The sequence below is a fragment of the Chroococcidiopsis cubana SAG 39.79 genome, assembly GCF_003991895.1.
In the GTDB taxonomy this organism is placed as follows: Bacteria; Cyanobacteriota; Cyanobacteriia; order Cyanobacteriales; family Chroococcidiopsidaceae; genus Chroococcidiopsis; species Chroococcidiopsis thermalis.
In genome coordinates this window covers 78,177-90,408 of sequence record NZ_RSCK01000017.1, presented here as the reverse complement: position 1 = coordinate 90,408, position 12,232 = coordinate 78,177, and the positions used below count along the sequence as shown (strand labels likewise).

11 protein-coding genes and 1 tRNA gene are annotated in these 12,232 nt (G+C 44.2%); 7 read left to right on the top strand and 5 right to left on the bottom strand.

Features of this window, described 5'->3' with window-relative positions; all coding sequences use genetic code 11:
- The first annotated feature begins 44 nt into the window (after positions 1-44).
- Entirely contained in the window at positions 45-983 is a 939-nt protein-coding gene (locus DSM107010_RS13370) for an ABC transporter ATP-binding protein (protein WP_106168362.1), read from the top strand.
- Positions 980-1,759: an ABC transporter permease gene (locus DSM107010_RS13365; RefSeq protein WP_106168361.1), complete on the top strand. Its 780-nt coding sequence runs from the start codon at positions 980-982 to the stop codon at positions 1,757-1,759. Before DSM107010_RS13370 ends, DSM107010_RS13365 begins: the two co-directional genes overlap by 4 nt.
- 53 nt (positions 1,760-1,812) lie before the next feature.
- On the opposite strand, the gene DSM107010_RS13360 is transcribed toward DSM107010_RS13365, so the two are convergent.
- From DSM107010_RS13360 to purE, 4 genes are all read right to left on the bottom strand, one after another.
- A tRNA-Pro gene (locus DSM107010_RS13360) sits at positions 1,813-1,886 on the bottom strand.
- Between the two features lie 683 nt (positions 1,887-2,569).
- Complete coding sequence (locus DSM107010_RS13355; protein ID WP_199755533.1) at positions 2,570-3,103, bottom strand: ammonium transporter; 534 nt, start codon at positions 3,101-3,103, stop codon at positions 2,570-2,572.
- Positions 3,104-3,336: 233 nt separating this feature from the next.
- The gene (locus DSM107010_RS13350) at positions 3,337-4,896 is read right to left on the bottom strand and encodes an ammonium transporter (RefSeq protein WP_051033315.1); all 1,560 of its coding nucleotides are present in this window, start codon (positions 4,894-4,896) and stop codon (positions 3,337-3,339) included.
- A 904-nt stretch (positions 4,897-5,800) separates the two neighbouring features.
- The gene (purE, locus tag DSM107010_RS13345) at positions 5,801-6,319 is read right to left on the bottom strand and encodes a 5-(carboxyamino)imidazole ribonucleotide mutase (protein ID WP_015157406.1); all 519 of its coding nucleotides are present in this window, start codon (positions 6,317-6,319) and stop codon (positions 5,801-5,803) included.
- A gap of 137 nt (positions 6,320-6,456) precedes the next feature.
- On the opposite strand from purE, the gene nagA reads away from it, so the two are divergent.
- The 5 genes from nagA (at position 6,457) to DSM107010_RS13320 (ending at position 11,115) form a co-directional block, all read left to right on the top strand.
- Positions 6,457-7,626: an N-acetylglucosamine-6-phosphate deacetylase gene (gene nagA / locus DSM107010_RS13340; protein WP_106166523.1), complete on the top strand. Its 1,170-nt coding sequence runs from the start codon at positions 6,457-6,459 to the stop codon at positions 7,624-7,626.
- Positions 7,627-7,676: 50 nt separating this feature from the next.
- Positions 7,677-8,369 carry a magnesium protoporphyrin IX methyltransferase gene (gene bchM / locus DSM107010_RS13335; protein WP_015157408.1) on the top strand — a complete coding sequence of 231 codons (693 nt, stop codon included), beginning with the start codon at positions 7,677-7,679 and terminating at the stop codon, positions 8,367-8,369.
- An 89-nt stretch (positions 8,370-8,458) separates the two neighbouring features.
- Positions 8,459-8,842: a DUF423 domain-containing protein gene (locus tag DSM107010_RS13330; protein ID WP_106166522.1), complete on the top strand. Its 384-nt coding sequence runs from the start codon at positions 8,459-8,461 to the stop codon at positions 8,840-8,842.
- Positions 8,843-9,051: 209 nt separating this feature from the next.
- On the top strand, positions 9,052-9,507 hold the full coding sequence (locus DSM107010_RS13325) for an orange carotenoid protein N-terminal domain-containing protein (protein WP_015157410.1): 456 nt from the start codon (positions 9,052-9,054) through the stop codon (positions 9,505-9,507).
- 129 nt (positions 9,508-9,636) lie between these two features.
- The gene (locus DSM107010_RS13320; RefSeq protein ID WP_106166521.1) at positions 9,637-11,115 is read left to right on the top strand and encodes a CoA-acylating methylmalonate-semialdehyde dehydrogenase; all 1,479 of its coding nucleotides are present in this window, start codon (positions 9,637-9,639) and stop codon (positions 11,113-11,115) included.
- 274 nt (positions 11,116-11,389) lie between these two features.
- Here DSM107010_RS13320 and petE read toward each other — a convergent pair whose 3' ends face one another.
- On the bottom strand, positions 11,390-11,809 hold the full coding sequence (gene petE / locus DSM107010_RS13315) for a plastocyanin (protein WP_015157412.1): 420 nt from the start codon (positions 11,807-11,809) through the stop codon (positions 11,390-11,392).
- Positions 11,810-12,232: the final 423 nt, after the last annotated feature.

Genomic DNA, 12,232 nt, shown 5'->3' with positions numbered 1-12,232 from the left:
TCGAGCTATCTGCCAACAACAGCCCTAAGTCAGCACCACAATCTATGACTAGCATTGCTAGATCGTCACAAACTGAAGCGGTAGCGCTCGCAGCCTACGACCTGTGGAAATCCTATCGCGATCGCCCAGTCGTACAGGGAGTCAACTTCACGCTCAATCCAGGAGAGATTTTAGGCTTGCTCGGTCCCAACGGTGCGGGAAAAACGACGATTGTGAGAATGCTTTATGGTTCTGTCAGACCCGATCGCGGCTTCGTCCAGTTAGGGCAAAATAAAATTCAGTTGCAGGGACGAGCAGCTAGAGCAAAAATGGGAATTGTCACCCAAGAAGACAATCTCGACCCTGACTTTACAGTTTGGGAAAATTTAACTTATTTCGCCCACCACTATAGAATTACTGGAGCGGCAGCACGTCAACGTGCCGGGGAATTGTTGGCTCTGGTAGGATTAGACGACCGTGGCAGTTCCCTGGTTGACGAACTTTCAGGTGGGATGAAGCGGCGGTTGGTGCTAGCACGCGCTTTGATTAACCATCCTCAAGTCGTATTTCTCGACGAGCCGACAACAGGACTCGACCCAAATGCACGACAAGATTTTTGGCGTTTGGTACTGCAATTAAAACAAAACGGTTGTGGGGTACTGTTGACAACTCATTATATGGATGAAGCGCAACGGCTGTGCGATCGCTTGTTGTTACTCCAGCAGGGCAAAATTCTCGATCGCGGCACGCCCGCAGAGTTAATCGAACGTACAGTAGGTTTAGAAGTGGCGGAAATTATCGGGATTCCTGAATCTACGATTCAACAGCTTGCCCAACAAGCAGGTACTTGGTATCACCCATTTGGCAATAGCTATTTACTTGGGCTACCAGCAGATCCCCAATTTTGGCAGCAGCTCCATACCATAACACCAACTCCGCCCATTCGTCGTCCCACTAATCTCGAAGATGTTTTCTTACGACTGACAGGAACAGCACTGGCATGAAACGGATTTCAGTTACGGCTTGGGGTATATATTCTGTCTGGCGTCGTCATGCCAAGGTGTATCAAAAAACTTGGTTAGTTAACAGTTTGCCACCATTATCCGAGCCTTTAATCTATTTAATTGCCTTCGGCTACGGTTTAACCCCTCTGATTGGCGATGTAACTTATCAAGGGCAAACCGTTAGCTACTTACAATTTATTGCCCCCGGCATGATTGCAGTAGGAGTACTCTTTCAATCTTTTTTTGAAGGTTCTTTCGGTAGTTTCATCCGTTTGAGTTACCAAAAAACATGGCAAGCACTACTCACCGCACCTCTGAGTTTTACTGAAGTCTTCTTAGGCGATTGGTTGTGGGCAACGACGAAAGGCTCGATTGCAGGAATACTGACCGGTCTAGTTGCAATGAGTTTAGGGCTATACTCGGGTTGGCATTTGCTAGGATCTCTACCTTTAATTATCTTGGGTAGTATGCTATTTGGTGCGCTAGGGCTGTTTACTGCGGGTACGGTGCGGACTGTCGATCAAATTAACGTGCCGATCTTCTTATTTGTTGTCCCCATGTTTACCATTTGTGGGACATACTTCCCGCGCAATACTCTCCCACCAGTGTTGGGTTATGTTGCTAATATCTTACCCTTATCAGCACTAGTTGACCTGCTGCGTTGGTCGCTGGGTTTGCCTCAATTCTGGTATTTACAGGTTGTGTGGTTACTCTTGTGGTTGAGCGTTTTTACCGTATTAGCTTGGCGACAGATTTATCCGCAGTTAATTCAATAGTTGAACTGAACCATCTCAGAATAATTCTAGCGATCGCACCAGCATTGATAAAATCGGGATGACTGGATTCGAACCAGCGGCCCCTTCGTCCCGAACGAAGTGCGCTACCAAGCTGCGCTACATCCCGCGATCGTTTTGAGTCATTAGACGAACTCAACCTCAAAGCATTGTAACATACCTGTCTACCTGCTGAAATTTCGCTTTTGGGTCAGACAGGGGATGAGGTACATAGATCTGTAGGGGCGCACAGCTAGCTGTGCGCCCCTACGCATGTATTACACCTGCATGGAAAACGCTATAGAATTTCAATGTTTCTGTAAAGTTTGAAATTTTATATATCAAGCAGTATATGGATCGGCTAAAATGAGTAAAAGTTTTCACAGAGAGAACAGCTTACTGTTTGCGCGATGAAATAGCAAGAATGGCTCTCAGGAAAACTTGATTATACATATCTTTCTACGCGAGAAACCGAGAAGAAATCGCCTGAGCTTTTTGGCTCAGGCAACTTATAACCTGGTCCACTTCTTCAGACTACTTCACGCTAATTTAGATCGATAACAGTAAATTTCCCTAAAACCGATAGAGTAGTTACTAATAAAATCAGTATAAATATGGTAGCTATCTGATTTGTCAAGATTTTCCCAGCCCTTCAACGCACAATTCATTGAGTTCGTGCAGATTTTGTACAGCAAAAAACAGGGATATGGCATGACTAAATCCCTATTAGTAGCTCAGGCAAAGCTAGACTGAACTGTGATGCTAACTCAATCGAAACACGAGAAAGATTCAATCTGCGCTCTGAATAATTTGTCACTTTGGCTCGGTAAATGACAGTCGTTCGCCAAACTCTTCATTGTAGCCTTCTTCACCGTGTTCGCTAATATCCATACCTTGAAGTTCTGCTTCTGGTTTGAGTCGCAGTCCTACAGTAATATCCAAAATTTTCATTAAGATAAAAGTCCCGATCGCGGCGATCGCGTAAGCAATTAAAACTACAACAATTTGAACGATAAACTGGTTGAAATTTCCCCGTAACAAACCATCTTTACCAGCTGAATTAACTTCCGTAGTAGCGAAGATACCCGTGAGAATTGCGCCCACTGTTCCGCCCACACCATGTACGGGAAAAGTATCGAGGGAATCGTCAAATTGCAACTTTGCTTTAAAAGTAACGGCATAGAAGCAGACTAAAGCAGCCGACATCAGCATAAATGCCGTATCTGCTGCGGTTTGCGCGTTGGCGATCGCAGCAGTTGCGTCACTTGGTGCAGCAACTGCTTGTCCCGCAAGTGAGAATATTAGCCCCAAGACAATGGCGATCGCGAGCGAAACTTTTTGCAACACTGATTTTTCCTTAGACTTCCAACAGTTGTAAAACAATTTCATCTATGCCGCGTGGATACCATTCCATCAATATCTAAGCCACGATTCTGTGTTCAGAAATACATTTTACCTGCTGTCATCCCCCTTGCGATAGAGCGATAAAAAACCTGCTAGCAGTTTCAATTGGATTGAAACTGACAGCAGGTTATTTTTACTTAACTAGCTACGAACTAGAAAAAGTTTAGTTAAAAAGCCTAGTAAGGATTGCTGGATACATCGCCAGCCCGCTTACCCATATTAGTAGCACTAGTATCAGCAAACCCAGTCACATCAGTTTCTTTGAGAAAGCCACTGTATGCTTCCATACCATGTTCGCCAATATCCAAGCCTTCAAATTCCTCTTCGGCAGTCACGCGAATTCCCAAAGTTGCTTTCAGCGCTAGCCAAAAGATAGTAGATAACAGGACAGTCATACCACCAACGGTGATGATACCGATGAACTGCGCCCATAGTTGTGAGAAACCACCACCGAGCAGCAATCCTCTCGCAGGTCCCAATCCGTCTTCATACAAGTTCAGCGCTCCACCTGGACCTTCAGCAAATAAACCTACGCACAGAGTCCCGAATATACCGCAGACAAGGTGAACGGAGGTTGCACCTACAGGGTCATCAATTTTGATTTTGTCGAAGAAGGTAACGGAGAAAACAACGATGATACCAGCAATTAGACCAATTACCGCCGACCAAGGCACGCTAACAAAAGCACAAGGAGCAGTAATTGCTACCAAACCCGCCAGAATCCCGTTGATAATCATGGACAAGTCAGGTTTACCTAAGTAAAGCCAAGCAACGATAGTAGCAGCAATCCCGCCCATAGAACCAGCTAGGTTGGTCGTGACTGCAATATGAGCAATACTGGGGCTGACTGCCATCGTAGAACCAGGGTTGAAACCAAACCAGCCCAACCACAGAATTAAACAGCCTAGAGTGGCAATACTCATGTTATGCCCGGGCATGGCGACTGAAGTGCCATTTTGGTATTTACCGATCCTGGGTCCTAAGAACGCCGCACCCATCAAAGCCGCCCAACCACCTACAGAGTGGACTACAGTGGAACCAGCAAAGTCCCAGAATCCAGCTTTTGCCAACCAACCGCCACCCCAAATCCAGTGACCTGTAATTGGGTACGCAACCCCGACTAACAATACGCTAAAGATTAAGAAGTCAACAAACTTGATCCGTTCCGCTACAGCACCCGAAACAATCGTAGCAGCAGTACCAGCGAATACAAGTTGGAACAAGAACTTGGCAAGCAAGGGTACTCCTGCCCAGTTGAGCGCACCAAACACGCCTTTGTATGCATCTGCCGTTGCCGGACTGTTATCTGCTCCCGCTAAGAACCAGCCCGTCGTACCAACGAAGGGATTGCCATCGCCGAACATTAAACCAAATCCAATTGCCCAAAACGCCACGGTAGAAAGGGCAAATACGATTAGGTTTTTTGACAAGACGTTAACAGCGTTTTTCTGACGGCAAAAGCCAGTTTCCAACATCCCGAAACCAGCATTCATAAAAAACACTAAAAAAGCAGCAATACACACCCAAAGAGTATCTATTCCTACCTTGAGATTTTGTAATTCCTCCGCTACTTTATCTTGACTTGCAGGTGCGGCATCTTGGGCAACTGCGGCATAACCCCACGCCAGCACAATAACTACTGTTAGGGGAATGCAAGCCTGCCAAGAAGGAGACAATCGCTTCACCGCTAACTTTAGCTGCGTGAATAGAGATGTATGCTGAGATAAACGCTTCATTCCAGCAGCAGGTAGCCGCTTTCTATTTATTCTGCGTTTATTTTTGGGTCTTAGTTTTAACATCATCACTTGTAACTATCCTCAAGCGGGCAAAAACTCTATAAAGTGGCTGATTAGCTACCAATTCTCGATTCAGAAGCGGCTATATTTAAACTCAATAACCAGATGCTGTCGATCTCGTGGTGTTTTTTCAGTTGTAAGCTAACTACCACAAAACTTGGCGCTACTCATTGCTGTAGGTTTAAATCTACAAAAAAGTATGTATACACCAGTAGGGGCAGATTGAAGTTAACACTTTTACCCGTGAAAACCATTAGCTTGTTGTGTATTAGAATTAAGATTTTGTATTTTTTCTATTTTTGATTCTGTATCATTAGTTACATTAAATCAAGATTTCCTGACAAATCTAAATACAGCAAAATACAGCCCAGAAAATTCAAACAATGCAACTAGGGCAAAAGTATTGCCAGTAAAGGGATTGAGTCAAACTGAGTGCTTGAACTGATGCGCTCTCAGTGACTTGACTTCAGATCGCTCCATCTCCGTCCAACCCTTTAAATTTCAGTATATTTTATTGCATATCGGTAAGTATATTTAGGTAAGCAAGCATTTTAGTTGCACTTACCTTTGCATCATAGACATCACTCGCGCTTAACTAGAATGTCCGTGGTTTCAATTGATAGTTAGCCCTTGTCGATCGCCATAAGTATTGAACAGAGCTAAGAGCTACTCGGATTCAATTTATCGCTTATCTGGCTTAACGTAAAGCAGCGAACAAAAAAAGGATCTTCCTTTGAACGAAATATTACCTGTTGTTCGATACCTGTTATCTGATACCTGTTGTTTGTATGCAGGGCGAGATGACTGTTATTCATGCTTTCAGCACAAACTCGGAGATCGTGAACTACAAATTAGCTATGTATTTTTGATAACCTATCTGTTCTAACTTTGCTTGCTTTTCCATCACAGTATTTGCCAAGCTTTGACGATATTTTTGTACCTTTGTCAATAACTCTGGTTGATGAGCTGCCAAAATTTGTACGGCTAACAAGCCAGCATTTTTCGCATTACCGATCGCCACTGTAGCTACAGGAATCCCCGCAGGCATTTGCACGATTGAATAAAGCGAATCTAGCCCCTGTAAGTGACGGCTAGCTACGGGAACGCCAATCACGGGTAGGGGTGTGAGAGCAGCAACCATACCTGGTAAATGGGCAGCACCACCAGCACCAGCAATAATAACTTTGAGTCCGCGTTGATGAGCAGATTGGGCATACTCTACCATTCGTTCTGGGGTACGGTGGGCAGAAACGATCGCCACTTCTACGGCTAAAGCAAATTCTTCGCAAACTGCGATCGCATCTTGCATTGTCGGCAGATCGGAGTCGCTACCCATAATAATGCCAATTTGGGGTTGAGTCATAAGAGGAGTGAGGAGTGAGGGATGAGGAGTGAGGAATGCATTGGTTCGACCTGGCGAGAAATAGAGAGATAGGGTTAGTTATAAACTAAATTGGCACTGGAATTTAGATAGATTTTTTGGATAAGGGTGACCGCTCGATGACTCATGCAGTAGATATTATCAACGCTCGCGTGCCTGGTTACGCGCAATTGCAGGGAATTCGGATCGATCTACACGGTCAAATTTCCGCAATTGAACCAATGGATCGATTTATTAAAAAAATTCCGCCTGCCGATTTGCAAATTATCAATTTAGCAGCAGATTGGATATCTTTGGGTGGAGTCGATTTGCAGATTAACGGGGCGCTAGGCTTAGCATTTACAGATTTGCAACCGACCGATATCGATAAACTGCAAAAAATCTCTGAATACTTGTGGCAACAAGGCATAGATGCTTATTTACCCACATTAGTGACGACTTCTGGAGAAGATATACAGCGATCGCTAGCTGTTATTGCTAACTATATGCAGCGGCAAACCACATCTCTACCAACTGCCCAAGTTTTAGGAGTCCACCTTGAAGGACCATTTTTAAACCCACAAAAGCGCGGCGCTCATCCAGCAGAATATTTATTACCGCTGACAATTCCATACATTCAGCAACTTTTAGGCGAATACGCTCGTATAGTCAAAGTTATCACCCTTGCCCCAGAATTAGATCCCACGGGCGAAGCCATAACCTATTTGCGTTCTCTCGGTATAACAGTCAGCCTCGGGCATTCGCTTGCCACGGCAACTCAGGCGGAACAAGCCTTTAAACTAGGGGCAACAATGGTGACTCATGCTTTTAATGCCATGCCGGGACTCCACCACAGAGAACCTGGATTGTTAGGTGCTGCCTTGGTACATCCTCATGTGAAATGTGGGTTAATTGCTGACGGACAACATATTTGCCCCACAATGATTCAAGTATTACTTCGCGCTGGCTGTTACGAACGAGGAATCTTTCTTGTCAGCGATGCCTTAGCACCTCTGGGGCTTTCAGACGGTGTTTATCCTTGGGATACGCGGCAAATAGACGTGAAAAACGGTACGGCTAGACTGTTCGATGGTACTTTGACTGGTACGACTCTACCACTACTCGTAGGAGTCCAGAACCTAGTTCGCTGGGATCTTTGTGACGTAGATACAGCGATCGCACTTGCCACCACCGTACCGCGACAGGCGATCGATCTTCCCACAATTCAACTCGGTACTCCCTTTCATCAACTCCTACGCTGGCAGATAAAACCAGACAGCAAAGAACTGACGTGGAAGAGATTGCAGTGACATATAGTGATAAATTTAAGGTTTGTGAACCAAAATAATAACCTATCTATATGACTGCAACAGACGATAAAACGATTGTTAAAGAATATTTCAATACAACGGGATTCGATCGCTGGCGACGGATTTATGGTATTACCAATGACGTTAACAAAGTCCAACTCGATATTCGCAACGGACACCAACAAACTGTAGATACTGTTATTGGTTGGTTGCAAGCAGATGGCAATTTGTCAGAAATATCTATTTGCGATGCAGGATGTGGAGTGGGTAGCCTCAGCATTCCTCTGGCGCAGGCAGGTGCTAGGGTGTACGCTAGCGATCTGTCAGAAATGATGGTAGCAGAAGCCAAAGACAAAGCTAGAGCAGAATTGGGAGATTTGGTCAAGAATCTGACTCTGACCGTGCAAGATTTAGAAACACTAAGCGATCGCTATCATACTGTGATTTGTCTTGATGTTTTAATCCATTATCCTCAAGAACAAGTAGAGCAAATGATTTCTCATCTTTGTTCTTTAGCACAGACGCGCATAATTTTGAGCTTTGCCCCAAAAACTTTTGCGCTTAGTTTGCTGAAAAAAGTTGGTAGTTTCTTTCCTGGTGCAAGTAAAGCTACCCGTGCTTATTTACACCCAGCATCAACAGTCATCAAAATTTTAGAAAAAAACGGTTTTTCCGTGCAGCGTCAGGCAATGACAAAGACTCGCTTCTATTTTTCTCGTTTAATAGAAGCAACTCGAAAATGATTTCCAAATCGGAATTAATTATAAAGCCAGCGATTCCTTGAATTAAGAGATGAAATAATAAGAAAGTCTGGAATATAGGTTATTGGCTGATGGGTCAATTCTTTCTGGCGATCGCTGCTATATTTGGTGGTTTATCTGTTGGTGTAGGAGCCTTTGGCGCTCATGCTCTAAAAGAAAAATTAACTGAGCGATCGCTAGAAATTTTTGAAACTGGTGCTAGATATCAAATGTATCATGCTCTAGCACTTCTATTCGTGGCTTTATTAATTAGAACCAGTGGCGAAGAATTTGCTCAGCCTGCATTAATAGCCGCTGGCTGGAATTTTATTATTGGAATTCTAATTTTTTCCGGCAGTTTGTACGCCTTAAGCTTAACAGGAATTAAGGTCGTCGGTGCAATTACTCCACTAGGAGGAGCAGCTTTTATTGCTGGGTGGGGTGCATTGGCGATCGCTGCCTTAAATAATAAGTAAGTTAAGTAAGTAGTGAAGAGTGGCGATGAACGCTGGTGGCTAGCTACTCACAAATGATAAATAACAAATTCATCTGTCGTAAGTTGAAATCTCCATATCTGTCTCTAGCAAGGTTAAGTGAGGCGATCGCTGCACTAAAACTATAAGAGAGGTTACAAAAGTTTACCTCGCCAGCTAGCAAGCAGCAATTATTGCAATCGGAGAGTTTTATGACTTACGCGACTGATGAAAGTACAAAGCGATCGCTAGAGCAGTTTAACCGTTATGATGCCGATACCAAACTTGGATTGTTGTGGTTTGGGTATCTCGATCTTAAAGATAAGCTAACACCTGCAAACGAGACTTCCACACAGGATACCGCAGCAGCAGTATTCGATCAATTTGTTGCACTCTCACAAGAAGAACAGCTGCAAGCACAGCGCGATATTGTTAATCGTGCTGACACAGATCTTAGCCGTGCCTACAGTGCTTTGGCTTCTAGTGGCAAATTAGATCTTTGGTTGCGCTTAGCACAAGGAATGGAAGACGGTAGAATTATTGGCGTACCATCTGATTACGAACCACCCGCAGAAACAAATGAGTTTGTAGAGCAAATCAAACAGCTTGAATTTGAGCAGCGGCTTAATTTTATGCGTAGTGCCGTTGTCGAGATGGGTGCTAAATAAGCGAGCGCCATTTTCAGAATAATTAAGACAACACGTTAAATCGTAAATAAGCATTGGGGCGCACGGCTGTGCGCCCCTACTTATGTAAAATATGATTTAGCGATCGCAGCTAATAACCAGGTGATGACTATGAGTTCCGCCGCAATTCTCCAAAACTACATTAACGGTGAATGGTGCGACTCTAGTGCAACTGAATATCTAAAAGTCATCAATCCTGCCACAACCGAGTTACTCGCTCAAGTTCCCTTGGGGACATCTGCCGACGTAGATCGAGCTGCTACCGCTGCTGCTAACGCTTTTAGTAGTTGGCGACGCACTCCAGCCACGGAGCGAATCCAATATTTATTTAAACTCAAAGCTCTATTAGACGAAAATTTTGAAGACATCGCTCGGACAATTACTCAAGAATGTGGCAAGACTCTAGAAGAGTCAAAAGGGGAAATGCGCCGAGCAATTGAGAATGTGGAGGTTGCCTGCGGTATCCCAATTTTAATGCAGGGACAGTACTCGGAAGATATTGCTAAAGGAATTGACGAATTTGTCATCCGCCAACCTGTAGGAGTTGCCGCAGTTATTGCACCGTTTAATTTCCCGGGAATGATCCCGTTTTGGTTTTTACCTTATGCGATCGCCTGTGGTAATACATATATTATCAAACCTTCAGAGAAAGTCCCGCTGACAATGCAAAAAGTCATGCACCTGATAGAACAAACGGGACTACCAAAGGGTGTTGTCAATTTGGTTAACGGTGCAAAAGAAGTTGTCGATGCGATTTTAGATTCTCCCGTGATTCGGGCGATTAGTTTTGTCGGTTCTACACCTGTGGCTCGATACGTATACAGTCGCGCCACTGCCAATGGCAAACGCGCCCAATGTCAAGGAGGAGCAAAAAACCCAGTCATCGTATTGCCAGATGCAGACATAGACATGACTACTCGAATTGTTGCCGATAGTGCTTTCGGTTGTGCGGGACAGCGTTGCTTGGCGGCTTCGTTAGCGGTGACGGTAGGAGAAGCAGGAAAAACATTTACAGAGGCGATTGCTCAAGCGGCGACTTCTCGCGTTGTCGGTTATGGTTTAGATTCAGGCGTGCAGATGGGACCTGTAATTACAGCTGAAAGTCAGTCGAGAATTAAGCACTTAGTAGAGCAAGGCATCGCCGCAGGGGCAAAACCATTAGTAGATGGTCGAGAATCGCTAATTTCTGATTATCCTGATGGTTATTTTATTAAACCGACAATTTTACAAGATATCGATCCAGCAGGTGCGATCGCCCGTACTGAAATTTTTGGTCCCGTTTTAGGACTGATTCACCTCGACAGCATAGAAGCGGCGATTCAGTTTATCAACAGCGGTCAGTATGGTAACATGGCTTGCCTATTTACCTCCTCTGGTGCAGCCGCACGAAAATTCCGCTACGAAGCAGAAGTTGGTAATATCGGGATTAATATTGGTGTTGCCGCACCGATGGCATTTTTTCCCTTTAGCGGTTGGAAGGAAAGTTTCTTTGGGGACTTGCACGGACAGGGACACCATGCAGTTGAATTTTTTACCCAGACTAAAGTTGTTGTAGAGCGCTGGCGACAAAATTGGTCGAGACAGTTTTGAAAAAGTCAAAAGTTAAAAGTCAAAAGTCAAAATAATATCGCCTTATACGTACGCTAATATCTTAACAACCCAGAACTATTTAGACCTGGTGGCAGTGTCATTTTTGTAGTTCTTATGCTAAGTTCTTTTTCATTTTGAGCGACTTTAAACAATTTTGCGAACGGTTCATAGTTTAAATGCCTCGAAAGTCATTGGTGGTGACTCTCTGAGGCATTTGGCTTGTTATACGATATATAGATGGCTCGGTTATTCCCAGTAGGATGTAGCTATCTTTCTAGCTAGCAACCGTAACTTTACCAATCATTCCAGCACCACGATGAGGTTCGCAGTAGAAGGTGTAGTCCCCAGCAGGAGCATCAGCGGGAATAGTGGTTGAAACTGATTGACCTGGGGTCATCAGTAGTTGCTTGTGGGACAGAGATTTTGCCAGATCCGCACTCTTGTTAGGAGTGCCAGCTGTATCGAAAACAACGTTGTGGGGAGGCACTTTGTTGTTTACAAACTCAATGGTGTCCCCTGGCTTTACAGTCAGCTTGGATGGCTCAAACGCCAGCATCCCTTTATCTGTACCTAACTTAACTTGAAAAGTTTCAGCAGCGGCAGGGGCAGAAAAGAATGCAAAGCTACTAGCAACCAAAACGATGGTTAAAACAGCTAAACCCAAGCGCCGCAAAGTTGCAGCAAATAGTTTCATGACCTTCTCCAAACAGGTTTGACAATTCGTCATACTTAATTTTATCAACTATGGATGTTAATTCTTCATTCTCTTTCTGGCTAATTTATTCTCACTCTCACGACATAGGCTTAAAAGCAGCAGGCAGCAGTCGGAAGTAACCCATAACTGGTTGCTGTGAGGCGGTTGCTGTGAGGCGATCGCCTCTGCTTTTAGCCTCAATAGGTGAAACCCGAAGCCACAGCTTTTAATAAATCTGTAATATCTTCATAATCCGACTAGCAGGATCACGGAAGAATTCCCAAAATTTTAAGCTTATTTTAATAAATAGAGATGCGCTCCTAGAACTATAAGTAGCTACTGCTAATTACAATTCAGCCGCACCGGATAAATTTGGTGATGTTCAATAGCTGCTACCCAGTCATTTGTGCTTCATCTTTACCA

Bases quoted from the DNA above. Each gene is read 5' to 3' on its own strand.
- DSM107010_RS13370 (WP_106168362.1), top strand. From the start codon at position 45: ATGACTAGCATTGCTAGATCGTCACAAACTGAAGCGGTAGCGCTCGCA.
- DSM107010_RS13365 (WP_106168361.1), top strand. From the start codon at position 980: ATGAAACGGATTTCAGTTACGGCTTGGGGTATATATTCTGTCTGGCGT.
- DSM107010_RS13350 (WP_051033315.1), bottom strand. From the start codon at position 4,896: ATGAAGCGTTTATCTCAGCATACATCTCTATTCACGCAGCTAAAGTTA.
- nagA (WP_106166523.1), top strand. From the start codon at position 6,457: ATGACTCATGCAGTAGATATTATCAACGCTCGCGTGCCTGGTTACGCG.
- DSM107010_RS13325 (WP_015157410.1), top strand. From the start codon at position 9,052: ATGACTTACGCGACTGATGAAAGTACAAAGCGATCGCTAGAGCAGTTT.
- petE (WP_015157412.1), bottom strand. From the start codon at position 11,809: ATGAAACTATTTGCTGCAACTTTGCGGCGCTTGGGTTTAGCTGTTTTA.
- bchM (WP_015157408.1), top strand. From the start codon at position 7,677: ATGACTGCAACAGACGATAAAACGATTGTTAAAGAATATTTCAATACA.
- DSM107010_RS13320 (WP_106166521.1), top strand. From the start codon at position 9,637: ATGAGTTCCGCCGCAATTCTCCAAAACTACATTAACGGTGAATGGTGC.
- purE (WP_015157406.1), bottom strand. From the start codon at position 6,319: ATGACTCAACCCCAAATTGGCATTATTATGGGTAGCGACTCCGATCTG.
- DSM107010_RS13330 (WP_106166522.1), top strand. From the start codon at position 8,459: ATGGGTCAATTCTTTCTGGCGATCGCTGCTATATTTGGTGGTTTATCT.